This window comes from Botrimarina sp., from assembly GCF_040219535.1.
Classification (GTDB): domain Bacteria; phylum Planctomycetota; class Planctomycetia; order Pirellulales; family Lacipirellulaceae; genus Botrimarina.
Map to the genome: position 1 here is coordinate 1 of NZ_JAVJSH010000011.1, position 25,446 is coordinate 25,446.

Here is a 25,446-nt window from a genome sequence, read left to right on the forward strand (position 1 = left end):
CCGACGACGTCGAGCAACTCAACGACGCGGTTCACGAATCGCTCAACGATCAGGCACGCGACCACCGCCTCAAACTCTCCTTCTTCAAGACCGCTCAACTCAGACTGTAAAGGAGCTCGTTGGCGGCGCGAGGGGCAATAGAACTCATCGGGGGCGGCGCCGGCGCGGGTGGCACGGGCAGTCGGCCGCGTAAGGCTCAGTGAGCGAGTGTCGCGCTTCGGCCTACTGTCGGCGCTGCCCAGGTGAGAAGGCGCACGGCTCGGGGTGGCCAAAACGGGCCTGGCGACGCGCCGCCTGGGCGACAATGCCGGGTTCGCTGCGGCGCGACGAGGGCCGTTGCGGCGTCGTACGCCGCAGGCCCGTTGCGCAGAGCGACGCCGTTTCGTTACACCCCGGGGGGCTGTAACGCTTCGCTAAGTCGTTGGCGGCCAGGCGCTTAACGCCGTTTTCGACACGTTCAAGCGTGACAACGCGCTCGCGGGCGCGCCGCGTTTGTTTCAAACGAACTCGAATCGGAAGTTTCCCGAAGAGACATCAAGCCGGCCGCAGCGGGCTGAAGGCCAGCACGAAGCGCTTCTCGCCGTGGTCGGCGAAGTGCACGGTCGCTCGGCGGCCTTTGCCTTGGCCGCTGAGGGTGACCACCTCGCCGCGGCCTAGCTCCGGGTGCTCCACCGCCATGCCGACGCGGAACGCGTCGGGCGACACACGCGGGCCGCCTGCGGCGCCGCCGAGCAGGGTCGATGCGGTGGTGACCGCGGCGCGCTCGACGAGCGCCGGGTCGACGCCTGTCGGCTTCTGCTCTTGGGCGTAGACGAACTCCTCGGGCGACCAGTCGGGCGAGAATTCGGCGTCGGGGTCGAGGCCCAGCGCGTCGGTTTCGGCCAGTTGATCGACGGCCATCGCCTCGGCCGGCAACTCCATCAAGAAGCTGCTGGGGATCGCGATCCGCCGCTGGCCGCGGAAGTCGCGCCGCAGCGCGTGGCTGAGCTGCAGCTCGCGCTCCGCGCGGGTGATGCCGACGAACGCGAGGCGGCGTTCCTCTTCGAGCTGCGCGGGGTCTTCGGCGGACCGCTCGTGCGGCAGGATGCCGTCCTCCACCGCCAGCAGGAACACGACCGGGAACTCCAGCCCCTTGGCGGCGTGGAGCGTCATCATGGTGACCTTGTCGGTGTCGTCCTCCCAGCCGTCGGTCTCGTTGACGAGCCACGTGCGTTCGAGGTACGCCTCGAGGCTCGACTCGGCCGCGGTCTCTTCGTCGGCGCCGAACGCCTCGTCGAACTGCCGCGCGTCGGTCAGCAGTTCTTCGATGTTCGCCAGGCGGTTGAGGTCCTCCTCGCTGTCGCTCTGGCCGAGGTGCTCTCGGTAGCCCGACTCGTAGAGCACGGCGCCGAGGGCCTCCTCGGCAGGACCGGCGATGTAAGCGTCCAGCCGGTCCATGATCGCGACAAACTTGCCGACCATCGTGGCCGCGCGCTTGCTGAGGCCATCGACCTGCGGCGCGTCGCGGGCCGCTTCGAGCATCGACAGCCCGTGCCGCAGCGCGTACTCGCCGAGCCGCTGGACCGTCTTCGCGCCGACGCCGCGGGGCGGGCTGTTGACGGTCCGCTCGAACGCCAGGTCGTCCTTCGGGTTGTTCATCAGCTGGCAGTAGGCCAGCACGTCCTTGATCTCCTTGCGTTGGTAGAACTCCTGGCCGCGCACCATCTGGAACGGGACGGCCTCGCGCCGGAAGACCCGCTCCACCGCGCGCGACAGCGCGTTAACGCGGTAAAAGACGGCGAAGTCGCTCCAGCGCCGCTCGCCGGCGGCGACCGCCGCCTTGATCGCCGCGGCCACGCCGCGGGCCTCGTCGTCGCCGTCGGCGTAGGTGACCAGTCGGACCGGCGGGCCGTCCGGGTTCTCGGTGAACAGCGACTTGGGCTTGCGCCGCTGGTTGTGCGCGATCAGCGTGTCGGCCACCGCCAAGATGGCCGGCGTGCTGCGGTAGTTCTGCTCCAGCCGGACGATCTTCACGCCCGGGTAGTCCGACTCGAACTCGAGGATGTTGTTCAGGTCGGCGCCGCGCCAGCCGTAGATCGACTGGTCCGGGTCGCCGGTCGCGGCGAGGTTCGGGTGGTCGACCGACAGCGCGCGCAGCAGCACGTACTGCGCGCGGTTGGTGTCTTGGTACTCGTCGACCATCACGTACTGGAAGCGCTCGTCGAGTTCGGCGCGGAGTTGCGGGTCGTCGTGCAGCAGGCGGGCCACGTGCAGCAGCAGGTCGTCGAAGTCGACCGCGCTGGAGGCCAACAGCCGCTGCTGGTACGCCGGGTAGACCGCCGCGACGATCTCGCTGAGCGGCACGCCGGTCCGCGGGCGGTACTCGTCGGGGCCGATCAGCCGGTTCTTCGCTTTGCTGATCGCGGCGGCGATGCGGTCGGGCGTGTAGCCCATGACGGGGATCTTCAGCGACTCGACGACCCGCTTCAAAGTCTGCCGCGCGTCGCCGGCGTCGTAGATCGTGTAGTTCGGGTCGAGGCCGACGCGGTCCGCGTACCGCCGGAGCATCTTCGCGCCGAAGCGGTGGAACGTGCTGACCCACACCCGCTGCCCGGGGGCGAGGCGCTCGACCCTAGCGCGCATCTCGGCGGCCGCTTTGTTCGTGAAGGTCAGCGCAAGGATCCGCCACGCGGGCACGCCCTGCGAGATCAGGTAGGCGATCCGGTGCGTGACGACGCGCGTCTTGCCGCTGCCCGGCCCCGCGAGGATCAGCAGCGGGCCGTCGACGTGCTCGACGGCTTCACGCTGCGCGCTGTTGAGAGTTGTCAGATCGATCAATCTTGGCCTTCCCTGTCACGCCCACCGCGGAGGGCGGAGGGCTGCTAGCACCGCGGCGCCGAGATTCGCGAATTTTTCGCAGAAACCGGGGTTGCCCGGCGGCGGTTCGTGGTAATTTTTGCGGCTTCTGAAAGCGGCTCGGAGGGAGCTGACCGCTTGTCGCGGCCGGCGTGCCGAGCGGCGGCGATCTGGGCCAAGCCCAGAGCGGCGCCTCACCGCCAACATACGAGGGAGGGACCCCGCTATGAAGACACGCGTTCCGCTCGACCGCGTCCAGGCCGCCAGCGACGATCTGCAACGGCGGCTCGAAATGAGCACCGCCGAGATCGGATTGGCGGTCCGCACGACCAACTGCCTCGAGGAAAAGGGCGTCTTCACCGTCAACGACTTGCTGCACTGCTCTCCCGAGGACCTGCTGAGCATCTCGAACTTTGGCGAGAAGACCCTCGAGGAGGTCTACAAGGCGCTCGAGAGTTTTGGCTTCTACCGCCCCGCTCGCGACGCGGCGCCGATCGCTTCGGCTGCGGGCAATCCTCCGATCGAGCCGTCGCTGGCCCGGCGGGCCAAGTAGCCCGACACGCCCATCCGATCGGCGGGCCGCGCCGCTGAAGGATCCGCTCGGGGCCGGCCAAGTCGCGATCCTCCGCACGCCGGCGTTGGCAGCTTAGACTAGGGGGCGGGGCGCCCGCGGCAGTCGCCGGCGCCCCGCCCGACTGGTTCGACCCGCTCGCGATGCGCCGCCGTTTCCCATTGCTGCTGAAGAAGCGCGGCCGCCGCCGCACGGGCTCGCCGTTTTGGGCGCGGGTCGGCGAGGCGCTCTACCACGCGCTGTTCGCCGCGGCGGGGGTGATCGGCCTCTGGTGGCTGTTTTCTGACGTGCTGTTGCCCGAGTGGCGGCTCACCGAGGAGGCCCGCAGCTTCACCGAGACGACCTGCCGCGTGGTCGGCAAGCGCGTGGCGCCGCGGCCCGGCCTGGCCGGCGACGAGTACTGCCCCGAACTGCGTGTCGAGTACACGTCGGCCGGCGGCGAGTCGATCGAAGTCTGGACCCGACACGGCGTCGGCCGCGACACACCGAGCTTCGCCGAGGCGTCCGCGCCGCTCGAAGAGTTCCGGATCGGCGAGACCCGAGCCTGCTGGTATGACCCGGCAGACAACCGGCGAGTGCTGCTGAGCGTCAACCGGCGCTGGTGGCCGTGGCTCGTGGTGTCGATACCGCTCACGCTGCTGGTCGCGGGCGTTGTCGGGCTGGTTCGCACGCTGGTCACGTCGCGGAGCACGCCGGAACAACGTTCGGCGATGCTGGCGAGTGGCTTGGAGGTCGGCGCCCTGGAGAGCGACCGGCCCCGCCCCGCGATCGCGTCGGGGCTCCCGCCGCTAGACGAGCTCGACGACAGCCCCGGCGTGCGGCGCGCCTACCGGCTACCGGCCGACACGGCGCCCGGTTGGCGGGTGGCGGGCATGGCGATCTTGTGCGCGGTCTGGAACGTGCTCGTCGCGCTGTTCGCCTACCAGATCGGCTCGGGCTACTTGTCGTCGATGACCCGCTTCGGACTCGCCGCGCTGGTCGCCGCGCCGCTGGCGATCATCAGCGTGCGGCTCACGATGGCCGTCTGGCGCGACGCGGTCGGCGCGGGCTCGGCGGCGCCCACCCGGATCGAAGTGGACCGGCAGCCGATCCGCCTCGGCGAGGAAGTCAGCGCGACGCTCTTGCAGTTCGGGCAGGGCCGGCTCCGCGAGCTCGCGGCCACGCTCGTGTGCGAGGAGTTGGCCACCTACCGCCAAGGGACCGACGCGCGCACGGCCATCGTCGAAGCGTTGCGGTTGAAGCTGCTCGACGAGCGCCGCGTCACGCCCAGCGGCGACGAGCCGCTCACCCGCGAGCTGGCGTTCCGGGTCCCGGCCGACGCCCCGCACTCGTTCGCGTCGCCGAACAACGAGATCCGCTGGTCCCTGGAGGTGACGGTCACGCCGGCCGGCCGCGCGGCCACGGTGCGGCGGTTCCCGCTGATCGTCTACCCCGCGGTCGGGGCGTCCGACGCCGGCCCTGTGCCACAAACGGCGCCGGGGGTCATCGCATGAACGACGCCCCACCCGATGAGCCCGGCGCGCAGGTGTGGCTCGACCGCGGCGGCCGAAGGTACGCACCGGGCGAGGAGCTCACCGGCGGCTACCGGGTGGGCGACTGGCGCGACGAGCCGCTCACGGCCGTCGAGCTCTCGATCCTGTGGTACACGTCCGGGCAAGGCGAGGAGGACTTGTACGTGCACCACTTCGAGCGGCGCCGCGAACCGTCGATGCCGTCGCGCGCCGAGGAGACGCCCTACGAGTTCGCCGTCCGGCTGCCCGAGAGCCCCCTCAGCTACGACGGCGTGATCGTCAAGGTATGTTGGGCGGTGCGTGTGCGTGGCTGCTTCCGATCCGGTCGCACCCGCTTGGTCGAACTCCCGTTCTGGCTCTCCAATCACCACGCATGACCAGGCCGCCCGCCCCGCCGAGCCGCTCGACGAACCCCTTCGCCACCTGCTGGACCGCGCCCGGCCGCTTGCCGTGGATCGACTCGGCGGGCGCCAGCGTGACCGCCGTGCTGCGTGCGGCCGAGGGGTCTGCCGGCGGCGCGGCGATCGTCGGCCCGCACGGCGCGGGGAAGTCGTCGTTGCTGCGTGCGCTCGCCGAGCCGATCCGCCGACTCGGCCGTCACACCGCGACCATCGACGCCGCCCGCGACGAACCGCCAGCCGGCCCCGCCGGAGTGTTGTTGGTCGAAGGGTTCGAGCGGCTCACCTACGGGCAGCGGCGGCGCCGCTTGCGTCGCTGGCGCAGCCGGGGATTGCTCCCGATCGTCACCCTGCATCGCCCCGCGGTGGCGTGGTTGCACGGGCTCCCAATCGCGACCCGGGTCGCGCCGGACGCGAGCCTCGTCGCCGAGCTGTTCGAGCGCTTGACCTTGGACAGACCCACGCCGGTCGTGCTGTCGGACGCGCTGCACAGCCATGCCCGGCACGGTCCCGATTTGCGCTCGGTCTGGTTCGACCTCTACTACCTGCACGAGCTGCGACGCCGGTCCGAGCGAACCCCGGCTTCACACGCCGCGTAAGGTTCAACGGCAGGGGACCGTCGGGCCAATGGACCGACGAGCCCGCGGGGGGGCGTCCACTGCTGGCGCCACGCATGCGGCGCCGCGCGGGTCGACGCCGGGGCGTCGCAATCGGCAAGGTCGCTGCGACCGGAAAGGCCGGCCAAATTGCGGGTTTGTTCAAGCCGAGAGTTGCCTTCGGCGGGGCCCGCGAGGTAGATAAACAAGACGGCTCGAAGCCACAACCAGCTCCCAGGTGTAACCCCGATGCTCCGCGCTCTCACCCTCGTACTGCTCGCCGCGACGACCGCCACGGCCTTTGGTCAAGGCGCCTGTTGCGCCCCGGCGCCGCAACCGATGGTCGCCTTCTCGCCCGTCGTGGCGGCGCCCGCGCCGGCCGTTGTTCAAACGACAACCGTCTCCTCGGGCTGGTACCCAGGTAAGTACCTCTCTGATTTCACGCGGAATCTGTTCGGCGTGAACGACACGACGACGACGGTCGTCACCCCCGCGACATTCGCCCCCGCGACCGTCTCCGCCGGGTACGCGCCAACCTACACGGCCGGCTTCACCCCGTCGGTGGCGTACCGCCCGACCTACCCGGCCAGCTTCGGCCCCGTGACGCAAACGGTCAGCCGACCCGTCGTGCTCTCGCCGGTTGCCTCCTCGCCGGTGATGGCAGCCTCGGGTTGCGACGCTTGCAGCACATGCGGCGTGGAGCAGGCTTACTACTCCAGCAACGCAGGCTACTCCAACGACCCGGGCGGGTGCAGCGCCTGCAGCGCCGGCTCGAGCTACGTCGCCCCCGCGGCGACGCCCGAGTACGCAGCCCCCTCTTCGGGCGACAGCTACCCGTCGGGCGGCGGCTACGACAGCCTTGACAACCGCCCCGGCTTGCCTAGCGACGCCAACGTGCCAGACGAGCGGAGCAACCTGAAGCCCGAGCCAGCCGACGGCGAGCTGTTCGACGACGAGCAGACCGACCCGTCCGCCGCGAGCGATTACTTCTCGCCGCCGCCGCTGTTCGCCCCTCCGAGCAACAACAACGTGGCCCGTCGCACCCACCCGGCGCCCGTCCGCACAGCGGTCTACCGCCAGCAAGCGGACGCTAGCCGCACCGCCTTCCGGCCGGCCTCGGGCGCCGACGCGAGTCGCCCGCAGCCGGTCCAGCGGCTCGGCGCCGACGGCTGGCGTTCGGCGACCGACTGACGCGGCCCTCTGCCCGACGGACCGAGCGGCGCGCTCGCCTTGACCCGCTAGCCCCCCGGCTGCTACTACGCCCAGCGTCCGTAGCGTCCGACCAGAGGCGGCGTAAGTGTCAGTGGCAAGCGAACGACGTCGGGGCGTCAGCCTAATCGGATTGCTCAGCGCCGCCGCGCTGTTCTTGCCGGCCCGCCACGCCGCAGCGCAGCGCGTGCAGATCCCGGCGTCGGGCCCGATCGCCCCCGAAGCGCCGGTGTGGGGCGCGCCGCCGGTTGGGCCGGCCGCGACTTTCGCGCCGCCGGCCGACCCGTTCGGGGTGGCGCCCCCGGCGTTCGACGCGTATTCGACGGCCGCGCCGTCGATCATGGGGCCGCCGCCGGCTTCGGTTCCCTACACGTACGTGCCGCCCGCCGGCGGCTACGCGCCGCCGGCCGCCAGCGCGCCGGCCTACGCGTTCGACGCCCCGCCACCCAGCGCCGGCTTGTACCCGGAAGGCTCGGGCCTCGGATGGCAGTCCGGGACCTACGGCTTCCAGCAGCCCGACGGCACGGTGACCCGCTTCAGGAAATTCCTGGCCCGGTTGCGGGTAGAGCACACGCTCCTTCTGGGCGACGACACCAACGACTCGCTGACGATCAACCGGACGGAGCTGGCTTCGACCTTCGCTCTGCCGGTGGCCGGCTCGGTCGACACGCCGCTGCTCATCACGCCGGGATTCGCGTTCAACTGGTTCGACGGCCCGGTCAGCCCGCCAGACGCCATGCCGCGCGGGCCCGACATGCCCCCGCGCGTGTACGACGCTTACCTCGACTTCGCGATGAACCCCCGCTGGACGCCCGAGCTCGGCGCGGAGCTCGGCGTGCGGGTGGGCGTTTACTCCGACTTCGAGCAGTTCAACGGCGACACGATCCGCGTGCTCGGCCGCGGGCTCGGCGTGATCACGATCACGCCGCAGTTCGAGTTGTTGCTCGGCGCCGTCTACCTCGACCGGCTGCGGACAAAGATCCTGCCCGCGGGCGGCATCCGCTGGCGCCCCACGCCCGAGTGGGACCTCTACCTCGTGTTCCCCAACCCCAAGATCCGCCGGACGCTCTTCTCGACCGGCTCGGCCGATTGGTGGTGGTACCTGTCGAGCGAGTACGGCGGGGGCTCCTACACGATCGAGCGCCCCGGCCTCGGGGACCGGATCGACTACAACGACCTGCGCGTCGCGTTGGGAATCGAATGGCAAACCCCCGCCCAGGCGACCGGCCACCTCGAGGTGGGCTACGTGTTCGACCGGGAGTTGATCTTCCAGAGCGGGATGCCCGCCAACTTCGACCTCGACGACGCGGTCATGTTCCGCGCCGGGATCGGCTGGTGAACCCAAGCTAGGAGCGCGTGTGGCGACAGGGACGTACTTTCGTGGCTGGGCGATCGCGGCGATCCTGATCGCCGCTGGGGCGGCGCCGGCGCAGCCGCGTCGGGCGTATGGGGTCGTCGGCCGCATGCCGCCGGCCCTGGAGGGCGAGGCGGAGTGGCTCGTGAACGTGCCGAACGTCGAAGGCGTGCGTCTGGCTCAGAGCACCGAAGCGGTGTCGCGGCCCGACACGAACGTGGGCGCCGACCCGGTCCTCCGCACTCCACCCGAACGGGGTCTGCTGCAATCGATCGACTTGCTGGCCGACTGGGCGCCACGGCTGGAGGACGACAGCGTAGGCCGGTCGACGTTCTCCGCCTCGGTCGGGTTGGGCGTGCCGCCTCACCTGTTGGGGATCCCGCTGCTGTTGACGCCCCGCGCGGCGATCCACCTGGTTGACGGCCCGGCCGACGCCGACGCGCCGCCACGGCTGTACGACCTCGACTTGTCGGTCGGCACGTTCAAGCAACTGGGGCCACGCTGGTCAGCCCGCGGCAGCGTCACGACGGGCGTCTACGGCGACGACTACTCGCTGGGTGAGAGCGACGCGCTCCGCGTGAGCGGCTTCGGGATCGCCCTGTGGGACGCGGCGCCCGGCTGGCAATGGGTCATCGGGGCGGCTTACCTGAACCGCGACGACATCGCTGTCGTGCCCGCCATCGGCGTGATCCACGACCGGGGCGACTACCGCTACGAGATCACCGCGCCCCGCGGCCGCGTGGTGCGGCGGCTGCCGCAGTCGCCCTACGGTGAACAACGGGCGCTGTACTTCGCGGCCGAGCTTGGCGGCGGCGCGTGGGCCGTGCGGCGGGCCGACGGCCAGACCGACACGCTCAACCTGTCGCGTTGGGGTGTCTTGTTGGGCTACGAGTCGGGCCCGGCAGCCGGCGGCTCGCCGTCCGCAGCCGGGGCGTGGAAGCGGCGGTACGAGATCGGCTACCTGTTCGGCCGCGAGCTCGAGTTCGCCGACACCGAAGAAGAGTTCTCCCTCGACGACACGCTGATCGTCCGCGGGGGATGGAGCTATTGAGAGCGGCGAGGAGCGAGATGAGCCAGCTCCCTCACGCCTCACGCCTCACGCCTCACCCCTCCTCTGCTATCTCTTCGTTCACCGAAAGTCGCGCGACCTCATCCGCAGCTTGCCTAGTCGATCGGTCATTGAGTCGATCCGCCACACGACCAGGTGGATCACCCCTTCGGCATGCTGCAGCTCGCCTTGGGCGATCCAAGCCGGCGAGCGCTTCGCGGTGCGGTAGTAGCGTTCCCACGTTCGGGCGTGGATGATCAGGTTGGCGGCGCCGGTCTCGTCTTCGAGGGTGACAAACGTGACCCCTTTCGCCGTGCCGGGGCGTTGCCGCAGCAGCACAAGGCCCGCCACGGCGACCCGCTGGCCGCCCGCCAAGTCTTGGAGCTGCTCCGTCGGCGTGACGCCCAGCCGGTCGAGCCGCTCGCGGTGAAAAGCGACCGGGTGGCTGCGGAGCGACAGCCCGAGCGATCGGTAGTCGGCGAACACCTGCTCCTCGCCCGCCTCGTCGGGCAGCGCGTCCGCCGGCGGCTCGTCGTCGGCCAGGCCGTCGAACAACGGGCGCGGGGCTCGGCTCTGCTCGCGCCCCATCGCCAGCCACAGGGCCTGCCGCCGCCCCGCGCCGAGCGAGGCGAACGCGTCGGCGTCGGCCAGGGCCTCGGCGTCGCGCTTGGCGAGCCGCGTGCGGCGGTGGAAGTCCTCCAGCGAGGCGAACGGCGCGTGCCGCCGCTCGACGACGATCCGGCTCGCCGCTTCCTGGCTCAAGGCGTTGACCATCCTCATGCCCAGCCGCAACGCGAAGCGGCCTTCGCCGTCGGCGCCGCCGACCGGCTCCAGTGTGCAGTCCCAATCGCTACGCGCCACGTCGACCGTCAGCGTGCCCACGCCGTGCTGCCGCGCGTCGCGGACCAGTTGCGAGGGCGAGTAGAAGCCAAGCGGCTGGCTGTTGAGCATCGCCGCACAGAACGCCGCCGGGTGGTGGTGCTTCAGCCAGCACGAAGCGTACACCAGCAGCGCGAAGCTGGCCGCGTGCGACTCCGGGAAACCGTACTCACCGAACCCCTGCAGCTGCTTGTAGCACCGCTCGGCGAAGCCCTCGTCGAGCCCCCGCGCCCGCATCCCCTCGAGCAATCGCTGGCGGTACTTCTCGATCTTGCCGGGGGTGCGCCAAGCGGCCATCGCGCGGCGGAGCTCGTCGGCTTCGCCGGGGGTGAAGCCCGCGGCGACCTCGGCGAGCTTCATCGCTTGCTCTTGAAAGATCGGCACGCCGAGCGTTCGTTCGAGCACACGCTTGATCGCCGCGCTGGGGTACGAGACCGGCTCGTCGCCGCGGCGCCGCTTCAGGTAAGGGTGGACCATGTCCCCCTGGATCGGCCCGGGGCGGACGATCGCGACCTCGATCACCAGGTCGTAGTAACAACGTGGCCGCAGCCGCGGGAGCATCGACATCTGTGCACGGCTCTCGATCTGGAACACGCCGAGCGTGTCGGCGCGGCAGATCATGTCGTACACGCCCTCGTCGCCCGGCGGCAACGAGGCGAGCGTCCACCGCTGGCCGGTGTGCCGCTCGACGAGCTCGAAGCACTTGCGTATCGCGGTGAGCATGCCCAGCGCGAGGCAGTCCACCTTGAGGATGCCCAGCGCCTCGAGGTCGTCTTTGTCCCACTGCACGACGGTGCGGTCGGCCATCGCGGCGTTCTCGATAGGGACCATCTCGCAGAGGGGCCCGCGTGTCATGACCATGCCGCCCACGTGCTGCGACAGGTGACGCGGGAAGCCGAGCAGCTCGGCGACGACCCGCAGCAGACGCTGGCCGACCGGCGAGCGCGGGTCGACGCCAGCCTCGGCGAGCCGCAGGGGGAGCTTGTCGTCGGTCCGCCAGCCGTCGACCTGCTTCGCCGCCGCGTCGACGCGGTCGAGCGACAGGCCGAGCGCCTTGCCCGCGTCGCGCAGCGCGGACCTCAAGCGGTAGGTGATCACGGTAGCGGCCAGGCCGGCGCGCTCGCGGCCGTACTTCTGGTAGAGGTACTGCAGCACCTCTTCGCGGCGCTCGTGCTCGAAGTCGATATCGATGTCGGGCGGCTCGCCCCGCTCCTCGCTGATGAACCGCTCGAACAGCAAGTCGCTCTGCTCCGGGTCGACGGACGTCACTCCCAGGCAGTAGCAGACCGCCGAGTTGGCCGCCGACCCCCTGCCCTGGCACAAGATGCCGCGCGACCGGGCGAACCGAACCAGGTCCCACACGGTGAGGAAATAAGCCTCGTAGCGCAGCTTGGCGATCAGCCGCAGCTCGTGCTCGAGCTGCCCCCGGACCTTGGCGCTGACCCCCTCCGGGTACCGCTGTCGGGCGCCGTCCAGGGTGAGCTCGGCGAGCCAGCCCAGCGGTGTGCGGCCGTCGGGCGCGAGTTCGTCGGGGTACTCGTAACGCAGCTCATCGAGCGAGAACCGGCAGAGCCCGGTGATCTCGACTGTGCGACGCAGGGCCGACGGGTAGTCGGCAAACAACCGACCCAGGTCGCGGCGCGAACGCAAGCAACGCTCACCGTTGGGGAAGAGCTCTTGGCCGTCGGATCGCTCGACCGTTTCGCCGCGCCGCACCGCGGTCAGCACGTCGTGCAGCAGGCGGCGCTCGGGCGTGTGGTAGTGGACATCGCCGGCGGCGGCCATCGGCAGGCCGGTGCGGACCGACAGGTCGGCGAAAGCCGCGAGCCGCGCGCGGTCGTCGCCGCCGCGGTGCGCGTCGGCCAGCAGCCAGCAGCGGTCGCCCAGCAGCTCGCGGTGCGGCGCCAGGCGCGTCGGGTCGGTGCGCGGCTCGTCGAGCGCGACGCCCGCCAGCAGCCCCTCACAGTGGTTCACCAGGTCGTCCCAATAGAGCCGGCAATCGCCCTTCTCGGTGCGCCGCAATCCGAGGGTGAGCAGCCGGCACAGCCGCCCGTAGGAAGCGCGGTCGGTCGCCCACACGACCGTGGTCGGCGCGTCGCAGAACGTCAGCTCGGCGCCGATCACCAGGGGGAGCCCCGCCTGCTTGGCCGCCACGTGCGCGCGCACCACCCCGGCCAGGCTGTTTCGGTCGGTCACCGCCAGCGCGGAGTAGCCCAGCTCGGCGGCGCGGGCCACCAGCTCGTCCGGGTGCGACGCGCCGCGGAGAAAGGAGAAGTTGGTCCGGCAGCGTAGCTCCGCGTAGGGCGGCGCGTCGGGGTCGTCGGTCGGCGTGGCCACGCGCGGCGGCGCCGTCGGCCGGCGTTTCGCGAAGGGGGGCTGGTCGGGCACGGCGAGACTCCTCCTAGGAACGCCCCGAGTAGCGCCACTGGCCCGACGCCAGGTCGCACACGAGCCACAGCCGCGCGCCGCCGGCGAGCTCGACCCAGTACGCGTCGCGTCGCACCGAGGCGCCGCGCCACCAACCGGTCTCGATCCGTTCGGGTCCCCAGCACCGCGTGACGCGCCGCCAGCCGCCGTGCTCGACCCGGACCGGCGCGCCGTGCGGGTCCGACTCGACCCGAGCCGGCTCACCGGCCGCGTCCAGCAGCAGCGGCCGGCGGCGGGTTCGCTCACGCAGCGCGTCGGCGAGCGGGAACTCTCGGCCCGGTTCGTCGACAGCCGGCGACAAGCCGTAGGCACGCTCGGGGAGAACGCTGCGCCGCTTCAAGACGCGCGTCACCCGCTGGGCGCCGCAGCGAGTCGCCAAGCGGTTGACCAGCAGAGCCAACTCGTGGGGGTCGTCTCGGGGGTCGTCGTGGAATAGCCGGCGCTGGCGCCGCTCGACTGGCGCCGTCGAGCCGATCACCACGCCGACCGCGTCGACCGCCCCGCGGGGCCTCAGACCCCCGGCGTTAAGAGCGACGAGCTCCGAGAGTTCTCTCGCCGAGTTTGTCGGGCGGAACAGACGCAGCACGATCCTCTGGTGCTCGCCGCCGTCGGCGAACTCGTAGACCACGAGCCCCCGCAACGCGCCGCAACGCCGACGCCGCATGACGGCGCACAACCGAGCGATCAGCTCATCGACCGCCCGTCGCAACGGCTCGTAGCTGGAGACCGCGGTCTCGAACGGCCACCGAGCGGCCAACGGTGGAGCGGAACGGAACGACACGAGCGGCTCGTCTGCCTCGCCGGTAAGCTGCGCGAGCCGCTTGCTCAACAAGCGACCGAACCGGGCCGGCAGGCCGTCGCTCGGCAAAACGAGCAATTGGCTTAGCTGACGCACGCCCAACGCGTCGAGGCGCTCCAGCGTGCCCGCGTCCAGGCGGAGCGACTCGACCGGTAGGCCTTCGGCCCTCTCTCGGCACACGCTGTTGTCGACGGTCACGGCGGCGCCGCCGGGCGCCACCTCGTGGCGCGCGAGGGCAATCGCCAAGCCCACTGTCGGCGCCGCGGCGATCTGTGCGGACAGCCGCTGCTGCCGGCAATGCCCGACAAGAGCCGCGAGCAGCCGGGCCTCGGTCCGCCACAACGGCGCAAGGCCGGTCAAGTCGAGCAGCAGGGCCGAAGGTTCGGGGGCGTCTTCCAAGGCGACAACCGGGCTGTAACGCTCGCAACCGCCTGCCAGCCTCTGGAGAGCCCGCCGGTCGGCGCCCGGTTCGTGGGGGGCGACCGCCAGCACGCCGTGTCCGGAAAGGGCCTCGGCCTCCGAGACCGTCATGCCGGGCCGCACTCCCAAGCGTCGCGCCTCGTCCGACAGGGCGGCCACCCGCTCGCCCCGGCTGTCGGCCGCGCCGATGACCAGCGGCCGACGCGCGAGCAGCGGCTCGGCGAGCCGGCGCCGCTGCACGGGCCAATCAGGAAGCCACACGCAGGCGATGCGTCGGCTGCGGTGGGTCGGTCGGCCGGGCATCGGGGAGAGGCTCGCTGGAGTCGCTGGTCGGGGCGGGCGGGGCGTCGTCGATGTGGCCGGTCCGCCAATCGATCTGCAGGTCGGCGGTCTGGCCGGCCGGGCCGTGGCGGTTGTGGCTTTGCACCAGCCGGACGCGTCGCAGGTCTCCGACACCGCCCGGCGGCGTCGGCGCCGGCTCGACGCGCCACTGCGCGTCGGCCCAACTCGGCTCGGACTCGTGTCGCCGGCTCCGGACCAGCACGCCGACGGCCTCGCCCGCCTCGGCGGCGAGCACCAGGCGGCGCGACGTTCGGTCGTCGAGCCGCCCCACGTTCGCCCACACCGCCGAGACGGCGCGGCTCCGCAGCGCACACTCGGTCGCCGCGATCGCGTCGTGTTGATCCCCCGGGCGGACCAACAACAACCGACGCGCGTCGGCGCCCCAAGCGATCGCGCACGGCGGGTAGAACACGCCGCGCGGATCGATCACCACAAGCTGACCACGCCGGCCGCTCGCCAAACGGCACAGCCACAAACCGATTAGCGCGGCCCCGCTGCCCGGCTCGGCCTCGATCAGGTCGAGCAACAAACGGGGGCCGGGCCAGCCCGGCGCGAGGCGCCGCCAACTCGCAGCGGGCGCTTCGGGCGGCGCCGATAAGGTGTGCAACACGCCTTTAGCCCCGAGTTCCTCGCGGAGGCGTTGCAGCTTTCGGAGCTTTTCTGGGTCGGGCGCCTGCATGGCGAGAGAGTGTACTTTTGAACACTCCTGCGTCAAGCAAATCTTTTTCGGCGCTCGCCAAGCGAGAGACTGCGGGGGCTCGGCGCGTTCTCCGGCGTAACGCCGGCCGCTGGGCCACTCAGCCCGTGCTGGGGCCCCGGCGGAGCACGCGGCCCTCGTCGATCGGCGTGAAGCCGATTTCTTCGTAAAGGGCGAGGGCGGCCTTGTTCTCGGCCATCGTCTGCGCCTCGACCATCGCCGCACCGCGACGCTGCATAAGGCGCAGCGATTCGTTCAACAGGTGGGTCGCCGCCTTCTTGCGGCGGTGCGACGGGTCGACCCACAAATCGACCATGCCCACCGTGGGGATGCCCCACGAGGTCGCCAGGGGCTCGATGTCCCAGAACAACACGTGGGCGATCTCTGCGCCGGTCCTCCGCTCCCGGAGGCCGAACCGCAGCCGGTCTTGCCCGCTCGTGACGCAGGCCTCCCACCAGTGCCGGGGCGGCGGCAGCACCGTTTGCTCGACCGAGGTGTCGCGCTTGATCTGCCGCGTTTCGCGGGGGCCGCCGAAGCGGTAGCGTGTCAGCTCACGCTGCATCACCACGACCCGGGCGGCTTCCGTGTAGTCGTTGCGCACAAAATGCGCCATCTGCAGCGGGTCCGACTCCAGCACGCCGGGCAACTCGCTGCCGCCGTAGAGCCCCAAGTAGAATGCGTCGAGGGGGCGGATGCCGCCCGCGTAGTGCACCGTGGCGCCGCGGGATTTTTGGTAGGCCTCGCTCCGGGCGATCAGCTCGTCGGCTAGCGCGTCGTCTTGTGCGTCGGCCCGCAGCATGAGCAGGTGGGTCGTGCCGAGGGTGGTGTCGATCGCCTCGCCCCGCTCGTCGGGACCGAAGCCCGCGTGGGCGAAGCCGACGACCTCGCCGCCCCGCTCCGCGACGAGCATCCCCTCCGGGTCGAACACCTGCTTGGAGAACACGCACAGCTCGAGCACGCCGGCCGTGACCGGCCGGGTCAGCCCGCGGTGCGGGGGCTGGCTACGCCACACCGACGCGATGCCGGGCGGGTCCGAATTGCGGAACGGCCGGATCTCGAACACGACGCAAAGTGGGCTGCTTGCGACCAGGAAACCGCCACGCGGCGCCGGCCGCCGGTCATGGAGCGGTCGTCGCTGGCTTAACCCAGATCGTATCGCCCTCGACGCGGACCCGATAGCGGCTCTGGCGGATGCTGCCGCTGAGCACCTGCTCGCCGGTCCGCACGTCGTACTGCCAGCCGTGCCAAGGGCACGTGAGCACGCAGCCTTCCAGGCGCCCCTTGCCCAGCGGCCCCCCCTGGTGCGCGCACAGGCCGTCGAGGGCGTACAGTTCGCCATCGACATTGGCGATCGCTACGATCGCGTCGCCGACGACCGTCTCGACCACGTGGCCCGGCGGCACGCCGTCGAGCCGTGCGGCCGCTGCCCAAGGCTGTTGGTCTTCGCTGTCCAAGCGGTCGCTCTACAAGAGACTGGCGGGCGCCGCCCCCCGTGCGCGGCGTCGCATCCCGGATTCGCCCCCCAGTTGTAACGCGGCTTGGGACGCCCGCTCAGACCCGGTCCGAGAGCGCCGCGGGCGAGAGGGCTTCAAGAGCCTCGGCGTCGGACTCCGCATCGGGCTCGCCCGGCGATGGGGGCTGCTCCGCGTCGTCGGCGACCGACCACTCGGCGAACACTTCGTCAGCGGCCAACAGCAGCAGCGTGTCGCCAGCCGCCGGCGCCGGCGGGGCGGAACTTTGCATTTCGAGCGGATCTTCCGGCGCGTCGGCCAGCGGGGCGACGAGGGAATAGGCTGCGAAAGCGGTCGGCGCTTCGGGCGGGTCGACGGATGATTCAACGGCTCCCAAGGCCGGCGCCGCGTGCAATGCGTCTCGCCAGACGGAGTAATCCGCCGCGTCGACGCGGCCGTCGCGGTTGCCGTCGGCTAGCAGGCCGACCCCGAAAGTCGACCCGTAGTTGCGGCGCCACACGCCGTAGTCGGCCTGGTCGACCAGGCCGTTCAGGTCGTAGTCGCCGGCAACGAGCGAAGGCCGGTAATACTCGACTGTGAGCGTCGGGTGGTAGGTGCTGTTGGGGTGGTTCGACGTCGCGTAGGGCATGTAGTCCGCAACGCCGTCGCCGTCGTCGTCGTTGGCGTAGCGCACACGGAATTGGGTCCGGTCGGTGGTTGAGACCAAGGGCAGGTGCGGATCGTCCAGGCGGCTGTAGATGGTCTGGCGGTCCGAGTACGCGGGCCAAGCGAACTTGGACACCTGCTGCTGCGTCGCGGCCGCATGCCAGTCGCTCGCCTGCAAGGCCTCGGCGCCGAAAGCAGGGCTGGCCAGATCGACGATCAGGTCGCCCCACGGCGAGTCGGCCACGCCGATCGGGATCGTCCCGGTCGGTCCGCCGCGCCGTGTGATGCCGATTGTCGCCTGCGTGATGATGGCGTCGTCCGGCAACGAGCCGGTGTCGAAAGAGAGCACCGGGCGGTACGCGCGGTTGGACGCGTCGTCGCCGAGCCGGAAGTACCACTCGCCGGACGAGAAGCTGCCGCCGACTCCGCTGTCGCGCGCCGACTCGAGCACGTGGCCGTCTTCGCTCGCGATCGAAACCAAGCGCGCGCTCTGCGGTGCGGGCAGCGGCGCCGCCGGGGGCGACTGGGCGGGGTCGGTGCTGTCGGTGAAGCGGACGAAGTCGATGGCGAAGTCGTCGCCGGAGACCATCGAGGGGTCGATCCTGAGCCGTGAGATCACCTCCGTCGCGTACGTGACGCCGCCCAGGTCGACGAAGTAGTCGTGGAACTCGCCGTCGGCGATCACGCTGAACGCCGCGCTCTTGGCCTCGCTCCAGGTCGGGTCGTTCTCGGTCTGGTAGAACAGCTGCGCCGCGCCGGCCGTCGCCTGCCGCATGCGGATCCACACGTACGGCGTCTCGCGGCTGTTGGCCCACGTGGCGGGCGACTCCACGAAGGGGTCCGGCCCCGAACTGGCGCCGCCGAAGACCCCGCCGGCGACGGCGGCCCCCGCCCAGTCGTTGAGGCCGCCCCAGCCCTCGGTGTCGCCGTCGGTGTCGAACTCCCATCGGGTGGGGCGGTCGAGCGCCTCGCCGTATTCGCGGTACTGGTTGCCCGACTGCACAAAGCCCGACCAGTTGGCGCCGGGCGAGAGGAAATTAATCGACGGGTCGCCGCGGTAGAAGACATTGTCCCGCAGCACGCCGGTGTGCGTGTCGTTCGAGCCTTGCGCTTCGCTGTTGATCTCGCTGTTCCAGGGGTCGACGGCGTTGTTGTAGAACACGTTCCGCTCGATCACGAGGTTCGTGTTCCGCCCGCCGGTGCCGAGGATGAGCAGGCCCGAGCCCGCGTTGCTGTGGACCACGTTGTCGCGGAAGGTCACGTTGTCGGAGTTCCCCTCGAAGTCCATGCCGCTGCCGTCGGCCGCCTGCGCGCGGTCGATGTAGGCGAACTCGCTCTGTTCGATCAGCAGGTTGCGGGAGTCTTGGACGAACCCGAGCGTCGTGCCGCTCCACGTGTCTTGCCCGCCGCCGCCGATCGAGTGGACGCGGCGGATCACGCCGCCGTCGACGCCGAACAGCTGGAACGCGCCGGCCAGGTTGCCGTACGCGACGCTGTCTTCGATCAGCAGGTTCGTCACGCGGCTCTTGTACGGCGCGGGGAAGTACCAGCCCGTGCCGAACAGGTGCGCCGCGTTGGTGCTCGAAACGTTGCGGATCGTGAGGCCGTCCAGACGGGTCGAGAACTCGGCGTCGTTCCACGCCTGACCGCCGACCCAGATCGCGTCGGACCACGCGTACTCGAAGTTGTGCTTCGAGGGATCGAGCGTCGGGTCGGAGAGGTCGCGGAAGTGCGAGTCCTCGATCTGCACGTTCTCGCCGCCGGGGTCGTCGAACTCGTAGCGCAGGTAGAAGCCGATCTTGGCGCGCTCCACGTCGATGCCGCTGATTTGCGCGTGGCTGGGGTTGGTCCAGACCAGCCCGCGCCCGAACTCGAGGTCGTCCGGCCGGAGGATCGGGTTGGGCCCGTCGCCGTAACGCGACACCGTGATCGGGTCGGCCGGCGTGCCCTTGCCGCGGAGATTCAGCTCCTCGGTGAACACGTCGCCGGCCCGGAGCAGCACCCGCTCGCCCGGCAGCAGCGGCAGGTACGGCGCCAGGGCGGAGAGGCCCGCCAGCGGCGCGTCGGGCGTCGCTCCGTCGCCGGCGCTGCCGGGCGCGGCGCTCACGTAGAAGTCGCGTGCGTCGGCGTCCTCGACGAGCCGCACGTTGTCGACCGCATAATGCGAGCCGCCGACGCGGACCTCGAGCGTCTGGCCGATGAACGACGGCAGCGCGTCGCTGCTGAACCCGACGACCACCCTCGTCCATTGGCCTTCGGGGATGTCGACGAACCTGATCGCCGGGTTCGCCGAGACAAAGTCGCCCGCGCCGGCAACGATCGCCCCGTTGGCGCGCAGCAGCACCGAGAGGCTCGAGTCGCCGCTGGCCAACGGGGCCACGTCGAGCGACAGCAGGTACCGGCGGCCCGCGGCGACGGTCGGCCCGCTCTGGCTGAGCGACCAGAAGCTGGCGTCGCCGAGCAAGAACTGATCCCCTTCGGCGGCGCTGCCGGCGGGCGCCGCGGGGCTGTCTCGAGAGGTCCGCGGGGCGCCGCTGACCGACCAACCAGCGGCCCCATTTGCGGGCGGCGCGCCGTCCGCCAAATCGGGCTCTTCGAACCCGGCGTTCGCTAGCGGGTAGACCGTGGCGAGGACCGTCCGCGGTTCTAGCCTTTCGAGGCTCAGCTCCGCACGCCGTGGGCGCGCACGGGCCTTCCTCCGCCGGCCTCCGTGGGCCTGGATCCGATCTTGCACTGCTCTCCCCTTCGCTCGCCGCTCGTGTTCGAGCCAAGCAGCACTTGGCGCAGCAAGCGCGAGCCTCTCGGTTCCGTTGAATCGGCGGATTGCCGCAGCACAACCACGGACCGCCTCCTCGCTACTCGTTCCGGCCGGCCAGAAACTAACGAAGATTCCGTCCCAAGCCGTGTCGGCGTCGCTCAGGCGGCGACCGGCGGCTGCTTGCGACGCGCCGCGCCCGGCGCCCCTTTCCAGCGGCGGTGGACCCACCAGTACTGCGAGGGCTCGCGGCGGATGACGTCCTCGATCCGTCGGGTGAACCACTCGGTCATCAGCGGCGTGGCGCCGAGTTGGAAGTCCGCCGAGCGGGGGTCGACCGAGTCGACCCCCGACACACGGTAGCGGAGCGCCGCCCCCCCCAGCCGCTGGACGCCGACGACGACCGTCGGCGCGCGGTAGGTGAGCGTGAACAGCGAGACCGCTTTGTGGGTCGACGCGGGTTTGCCGAAGAAGTCTACCCAGCACCCCTTGCGTCCGGCGTACTGGTCCCCCAGGAGCGTGAGCACCCCGCCGGCCGACAGGACGCGCTCGACCTCCTCGCGGCTGCCGTCTTTCGGCAAGATGTACTGGCCGGTCCGGCCGCGAAACTCGTTGACGAACCGGTCCACGTAGGGGTTGTCGATCGTCCTGGCGATCGTGTGGGTCGGCAAGCCAAACAAGCCGAGCAGATAGCCACCGAACTCGAAGTTGCCGTAGTGGGCGGAGATTACCACCTTGGGCCCTTCGTCGAGCAACGCGCGGAGCACCACGTCGTCGTGCTCTAGCTCGACCCAGTCGCGCCAAGTGGTGCGGTGCACCTTGCGGGGCGCGTGCGCGATCTCCGCGACCATCAAGAACAGGTGCCGCCACATCGCCAACGCGGTGGCCTCGCGCTCCGCGGCGGACCAAGCCGGGAACGCCGTGGCAAGATTCTCGTCCACCACACGGCGGCGGAGCCGGAGCACGTGATGGGCGAGCCAAGCGACCCCACCCGCCGCTCGCTCGCACGCCCACAGCGGCGCGGCCTGCACCCCGGCGACAGCCACGCGGAGGGCGAGGTACCCGGCGTAGTCGATCGGAGCTTGTCGGGAGCGACGCATCGCCGCAGTCTGGCGGATCGGCCGGCTTCCTCAAATGGCGATTGTGCCGCTTGAGTCGACAGCCTCCCCGGCAACCGGAGCGAAATCCTCACGGCCCGCCGCCGCTGCGAGTCCTCCGGACGGATACTTCGGCGCCCCCGGTCCGAGAAAAGCACAGCTCATGGCCAACTCCGCGATCATCGACGAAACGCCTACCGACGGCCTCTTGATCGATTTCAACCGAACCCTCTGCGCGGCGGTGCTCGAATCGACGCCCAAGGCGCTGCTGATGTGCGGGGCGAAGGGGACCTGTGTCGGCGTGTCCCGCCGCCCGTCGCGTCAAGAGAGCGAGATCACAGGCCTGATCGGACTGCACGGTCAGGTCAGCGGCTTCGCGGCTCTGGGGATGTCGGCCAGCCTGGCTCTGCACCTGGTCGATGGCCTCCTCGGAGAGCCATACGACAAGATCAATCCCCAGGTGGTCGACGGCGTCGGCGAAGTCGCCAACATCCTCGTCGGCGGCGTGAAGTCGGCGCTGTCGAGCACCGACTGGGCATTCGCGCAGATAACCGTCCCCTCGGTCATCGTCGGCGACGGCTACCACGTCGCGTTCGCGCGCGGGATCGAACTGCTAGACGTTGTGTTCGAGGTCGACAACCACAACGCGATCATCGCAACCGATCGACTGCTCCACGTGACGCTGTCGCTACTGAAGCTTTGAAGGAGTTGGCAGAAGGCAGTAGGCAAGGAGCCGTACTGGCCAGCCGACCATTCGCCGCCCAACACACTGCCCTCTGCCCTCTGCCCTCTGCCCTCTGCCTACTGCCTACTGCCCTCTGCCTACTGCCTACTCATCGGCGGCCCGCATCCACGTGGCAATCGCCGGCGTGTTGGCCACGATCTCTTCTGGCTTGAAGTACAGCGCGATCTCGCGGTGGGCGGCCTCTTCGCCGTCCGACCCGTGCACCAGGTTCATCTGCCGGCTCGAGCTGAAATCGCCGCGGATAGTGCCGGGCGCGGCCTTGATGCCGCTGGTGGCGCCGAGCATCTCGCGGACAACCGCGATCGCCTCGAGGCCCTCTAGCACGCCCGCCACGACCGGCCCCCCGGTGATGAAGGCTTCGAGCGTGGGGTACCACGCCTTCTCGACGTGCTCCGCGTAGTGCTCCTTCGCCAGCTTGGGGGTGATGTGCAGCAACTTCAGCGCGACGAAGTTCAGCCCCTTGTCCTCGAACCGGGTGATGATGCGTCCCAGCAGCCGACGCTGGAAGCAGTCGGGCTTGAGCAGGATGAGCGTGCGTTGCATTGCGGGCGGGGTACTGTTGAAAGGGCGGGCTCGGTTCGGGGCCGCAAATCTTAAGCCTCCGCCCGCCGTTGCTCAACCACACCCTCGCTGTGGGCCGGGTCGCGGAGTCCGCCGTGGCCCGCCGCGCCGCGCGATCAGCGGCCAGCCGACTCGACCGGGCCGCGCGGCCGATCAGCCTAGACACAGCCCCGCAGGTTGCTAGCCTCCCGCAACAGTCGGCCCCTTCAGGGGCTTTCCACCCCGAACCCGGGCGCAGCGGAATGGACCGACGCCAACTCGCCCTCGTCGCCGGCGCAGTCGCCGCGTGCCTGTTGGGCTGCAGCAGCAGCACGACAACCGTGCCAAACCCGTTCAACACGGCCGATCGGGTGCCGCCCCCGCCGCTGCGTGCGGGCGCGCCGCCGGCGGCCGCGTCGCCTTATTACCCGCAGGCGCCGGGCTATCCTCAGGCGCCTGCGACCTTTGCGCCGCAGCCAGCGGCGCCGGCTGCCAGCCCGGCGCCGGGCTCCGCCACGCCGGTCTACGGCGACCAGGTCGCCCCGCCTGCCTACCCAAACTACCAAGGCGCCGACGCCGGCCGCTCGCCGAGTGGCTCGCAACTCGCCGCGTCGGGCGAAGCAATCGCGGTGCCGGGCGACAACTCGAGCGTGCGTTTCGGCAGCCCTAATCGGCCCGCCGCGGCGCCGACGACCGAGGCCCTCGCGTCGAACGGCCAGGGGGACGTCGTCGGCGGGTGGATCGCCGGTTCGGCGCCGGTTCGCGGAGCGAACGCGGCCTCGCCGCGGGTGCGCCTGCCGGGGGAGACCGGCGTCGAGTCGCCGCTGCGTGTCGCGTCGCCGGGGGGATCGACGACCGGCTGGCGTTGAGCCCGCGCGTCCCCACGCGGCTCGCAACGATCTAGAATAGAGCCGTCCGGTCCCGAAGCTCCCCGCAACGCCCCCCGCGCCCTTGAAGACGGTCCCGCAAGGCGCTACTCGTCAGCTGCAATCGCTCGCCGGCGGGCCGGTCAAGCGGTTGCTCGCGCGGTGGGCGGGCTACATCGACCCGATCAACCGCCGCGCCCCCGAGCTCGAGGGACTCAGCGACTACGACCTCCGCAAGGAGAGCCTGTCGCTCCGCTACCGGGCCCGCAGCGGCGAGCCGCTCTCGCGGCTGCTGGTCGAGGCGTTCGCCCTGGTGCGCGAGGCCGGACGCCGGAAGCGGGACATGCGGCACTTCGAGGTCCAGCTGCTCGGCGGCATCGCCGCGCACCACGGCTCGATCATCGAGATGCAAACCGGCGAGGGCAAAACCCTCACCGCGACCCTGCCGATGTACCTGGCGGCGCTCGAGGGCAAGGGCGCGCACCTGGCCACGGTCAACGACTACCTCGCCGCGCGCGACGCGGAGCTGATGGGCCCCGTCTACCAGGCGCTGGGCATGTCGGTCGGGGTGATCCAGTCGCAGATGCCGCAGCCGGCGCGGCAGGAGGCCTACGCGTGCGACGTCACCTACGGGACGGCCAACGAGATGGGCTTCGACTTCCTCCGCGACCGCCTGCTCAAGCGGCGGATCAGCGAGGGGGCGCGCGACCTGTTCGGCGAGATGCTCACCGGCTCGGTCGCCCAGGGGGAGAAGCCGGTGCAACGCGACCTGCACTTCATGCTCGTCGACGAGGCCGACAGCATCCTCATCGACGAGGCCCGCACGCCGCTGATCATCAGCGCGGCCCCCGGCGCGGACGAACAGATCGCCGCCGAGGCGTACCAGTGGGCCGCCGCCGAGGCCGCCGGCTTCGAAGAAGACGAGCACTACGGGTACGACCACAAGGAGAAGCGCGTCGACCTGACGCTCGCCGGGCGCCGGCGTGTGCGCGCGCTGACGAAGCCCGACGCGCTGGACCACATCCCGCTGCTGGAGATCTACGAGTACGCCGAGCGCGCGATCAAGGTCCGCCGCGAGATGATCCTCAACCGCCACTACATCGTCCGCGACGGCGAGATCGTCATCGTCGACGAGTTCACCGGCCGCCTCGCCGAGGGCCGCAAGTGGCGCGCGGGCATCCACCAGGCGATCGAGGCGCAGGAGGGCGTCGAGATCACCTTCGCGACTAACCAGGCCGCGCGGATCACGATCCAGGACCTCTTCCTCCGCTACCGCCGCCTGGCCGGCATGACCGGCACCGCCAGCACCAGCGCGCCGGAGCTGCGGAAGATCTACAAGGTCCACTGCCTGCCGATCCCCACCAACCGCCCGCCGATCCGAAAGCAGTGGCCCACGCTCATCTTCGGCACGGCCCAGGCCAAGTGGCGAGCCATCGTCGAGGAGATCCTCGAGGTCAACCGCGACGGCCGGCCCGTGCTCGTGGGCACCCGCTCGATCGACAAGAGCGAGACCCTCTCGGCCCTGCTCGGCGAGGCGGGCGTCGAGCACACGGTGCTCAACGCGCGGCACGTCGCGAAGGAGGCGGAGATCGTCTCCGCCGCGGGCCAGCTCGGCCGCGTCACGGTGGCGACGAACATGGCCGGCCGCGGGACCGACATCAAGCTCGGCGACGGCGTGCACGACCTGGGCGGCTTGCACGTGGTGTGCACCGAGCTGCACGAGTCGCGCCGCATCGACCGCCAGCTCATCGGCCGCTGCGGCCGCCAGGGCGACCCGGGCAGCTACCGCCAGTTCCTCGCGCTCGACGACGAGATCCTCCTGCAAGGCTTCGGCCCGAAACGCTCCGAGCGGCTGGCGGCGCGCGGCAAGTCGGCCGGCGACGCCCGCCTGACCGGCCTCGAAGCGATGTTCACCCGAGCGCAACAGAAGGTCGAACGCCGCCAGTTCCGCGAACGCAAGGTGCTGCTCTACCACGAAAAAGAGCGGCAAAAGATGCAGCGGCAGATGAGCCAGGACCCGTACCTGGACACGGCGGGTTAGAAGGAACCGCCAAGACGCCAAGAGCGCCAAGGCCGCCAAGGATTCGGCTTGAGCCGAACGCGCTAGCGTCGGGCGATCGAAGCCGGGGGCCGTCGCGACACGTCGCCCGCGGCCAACGCCATCGGCTCGCGCTGAATACGGTAGCGTGGGTGGTTTTATCGGCGCGTCGTGGGTCGGCGATGTCTACGCTCAACCGCCG

At 70.6% G+C, this 25,446-nt stretch carries 19 protein-coding genes; 10 read left to right on the plus strand and 9 right to left on the minus strand.

Features of this window, described 5'->3' with window-relative positions; all coding sequences use genetic code 11:
- Positions 1 to 534: 534 nt before the first annotated feature.
- On the minus strand, positions 535 to 2,817 hold the full coding sequence (locus RIC11_RS03700) for an ATP-dependent helicase (RefSeq protein WP_350208493.1): 2,283 nt from the start codon (positions 2,815 to 2,817) through the stop codon (positions 535 to 537).
- A 244-nt stretch (positions 2,818 to 3,061) separates the two neighbouring features.
- Between RIC11_RS03700 and RIC11_RS03705 the strand changes: the two genes are divergently transcribed.
- The 7 genes from RIC11_RS03705 to RIC11_RS03735 all read left to right on the plus strand — a co-directional run bounded on the left by RIC11_RS03705 (position 3,062) and on the right by RIC11_RS03735 (position 9,525).
- Positions 3,062 to 3,388 (plus strand): DNA-directed RNA polymerase subunit alpha C-terminal domain-containing protein, encoded by a 327-nt coding sequence (locus RIC11_RS03705; RefSeq protein WP_350208495.1) that lies wholly within the window; start codon positions 3,062 to 3,064, stop codon positions 3,386 to 3,388.
- 161 nt (positions 3,389 to 3,549) lie between these two features.
- Entirely contained in the window at positions 3,550 to 4,899 is a 1,350-nt protein-coding gene (locus tag RIC11_RS03710; RefSeq protein ID WP_350208497.1) for a DUF3592 domain-containing protein, read from the plus strand.
- Positions 4,896 to 5,294 (plus strand): hypothetical protein, encoded by a 399-nt coding sequence (locus RIC11_RS03715; protein ID WP_350208499.1) that lies wholly within the window; start codon positions 4,896 to 4,898, stop codon positions 5,292 to 5,294. Before RIC11_RS03710 ends, RIC11_RS03715 begins: the two co-directional genes overlap by 4 nt.
- Positions 5,291 to 5,914: a P-loop NTPase family protein gene (locus tag RIC11_RS03720; protein WP_350208500.1), complete on the plus strand. Its 624-nt coding sequence runs from the start codon at positions 5,291 to 5,293 to the stop codon at positions 5,912 to 5,914. Before RIC11_RS03715 ends, RIC11_RS03720 begins: the two co-directional genes overlap by 4 nt.
- Positions 5,915 to 6,160: 246 nt before the next feature.
- The gene (locus tag RIC11_RS03725) at positions 6,161 to 7,102 is read left to right on the plus strand and encodes a hypothetical protein (protein ID WP_350208502.1); all 942 of its coding nucleotides are present in this window, start codon (positions 6,161 to 6,163) and stop codon (positions 7,100 to 7,102) included.
- A 112-nt stretch (positions 7,103 to 7,214) separates the two neighbouring features.
- Positions 7,215 to 8,459 (plus strand): DUF6268 family outer membrane beta-barrel protein, encoded by a 1,245-nt coding sequence (locus RIC11_RS03730; protein WP_350208504.1) that lies wholly within the window; start codon positions 7,215 to 7,217, stop codon positions 8,457 to 8,459.
- Between the two features lie 19 nt (positions 8,460 to 8,478).
- Positions 8,479 to 9,525 carry a DUF6268 family outer membrane beta-barrel protein gene (locus tag RIC11_RS03735; protein WP_350208506.1) on the plus strand — a complete coding sequence of 349 codons (1,047 nt, stop codon included), beginning with the start codon at positions 8,479 to 8,481 and terminating at the stop codon, positions 9,523 to 9,525.
- Positions 9,526 to 9,603: 78 nt separating this feature from the next.
- On the opposite strand, the gene RIC11_RS03740 is transcribed toward RIC11_RS03735, so the two are convergent.
- From RIC11_RS03740 to RIC11_RS03770, 7 genes are all read right to left on the minus strand, one after another.
- Positions 9,604 to 12,789: an error-prone DNA polymerase gene (locus RIC11_RS03740; protein ID WP_350208507.1), complete on the minus strand. Its 3,186-nt coding sequence runs from the start codon at positions 12,787 to 12,789 to the stop codon at positions 9,604 to 9,606.
- Positions 12,790 to 12,802: 13 nt separating this feature from the next.
- Entirely contained in the window at positions 12,803 to 14,350 is a 1,548-nt protein-coding gene (locus RIC11_RS03745; protein ID WP_350208509.1) for a DNA polymerase Y family protein, read from the minus strand.
- Positions 14,295 to 15,068, minus strand: a complete 774-nt coding sequence (locus RIC11_RS03750) for an ImuA family protein (protein ID WP_350208511.1) — start codon at positions 15,066 to 15,068, stop codon at positions 14,295 to 14,297. The genes RIC11_RS03745 and RIC11_RS03750 overlap by 56 nt, the downstream gene beginning before the upstream one ends.
- Before the next feature lie 118 nt (positions 15,069 to 15,186).
- On the minus strand, positions 15,187 to 16,149 hold the full coding sequence (locus tag RIC11_RS03755) for a GNAT family N-acetyltransferase (protein WP_350208513.1): 963 nt from the start codon (positions 16,147 to 16,149) through the stop codon (positions 15,187 to 15,189).
- Between the two features lie 55 nt (positions 16,150 to 16,204).
- Positions 16,205 to 16,540 carry a Rieske (2Fe-2S) protein gene (locus tag RIC11_RS03760; protein WP_350208515.1) on the minus strand — a complete coding sequence of 112 codons (336 nt, stop codon included), beginning with the start codon at positions 16,538 to 16,540 and terminating at the stop codon, positions 16,205 to 16,207.
- Positions 16,541 to 16,637: 97 nt separating this feature from the next.
- Positions 16,638 to 19,937, minus strand: coding sequence for a right-handed parallel beta-helix repeat-containing protein (locus tag RIC11_RS03765; protein WP_350208517.1), 3,300 nt, complete (start codon positions 19,935 to 19,937; stop codon positions 16,638 to 16,640).
- Between the two features lie 182 nt (positions 19,938 to 20,119).
- Positions 20,120 to 21,058 carry a lysophospholipid acyltransferase family protein gene (locus tag RIC11_RS03770; protein ID WP_350208519.1) on the minus strand — a complete coding sequence of 313 codons (939 nt, stop codon included), beginning with the start codon at positions 21,056 to 21,058 and terminating at the stop codon, positions 20,120 to 20,122.
- A gap of 160 nt (positions 21,059 to 21,218) precedes the next feature.
- On the opposite strand from RIC11_RS03770, the gene RIC11_RS03775 reads away from it, so the two are divergent.
- The gene (locus RIC11_RS03775; protein ID WP_350208521.1) at positions 21,219 to 21,758 is read left to right on the plus strand and encodes a chemotaxis protein CheX; all 540 of its coding nucleotides are present in this window, start codon (positions 21,219 to 21,221) and stop codon (positions 21,756 to 21,758) included.
- Positions 21,759 to 21,884: 126 nt separating this feature from the next.
- On the opposite strand, the gene ndk is transcribed toward RIC11_RS03775, so the two are convergent.
- Positions 21,885 to 22,343 (minus strand): nucleoside-diphosphate kinase, encoded by a 459-nt coding sequence (gene ndk, locus RIC11_RS03780; protein ID WP_350208523.1) that lies wholly within the window; start codon positions 22,341 to 22,343, stop codon positions 21,885 to 21,887.
- Positions 22,344 to 22,603: 260 nt separating this feature from the next.
- On the opposite strand from ndk, the gene RIC11_RS03785 reads away from it, so the two are divergent.
- Both RIC11_RS03785 and RIC11_RS03790 read left to right on the plus strand, forming a co-directional pair.
- The gene (locus RIC11_RS03785) at positions 22,604 to 23,209 is read left to right on the plus strand and encodes a hypothetical protein (protein WP_350208525.1); all 606 of its coding nucleotides are present in this window, start codon (positions 22,604 to 22,606) and stop codon (positions 23,207 to 23,209) included.
- Between the two features lie 82 nt (positions 23,210 to 23,291).
- Positions 23,292 to 25,247 (plus strand): preprotein translocase subunit SecA, encoded by a 1,956-nt coding sequence (locus RIC11_RS03790; protein WP_350208527.1) that lies wholly within the window; start codon positions 23,292 to 23,294, stop codon positions 25,245 to 25,247.
- Positions 25,248 to 25,446: the final 199 nt, after the last annotated feature.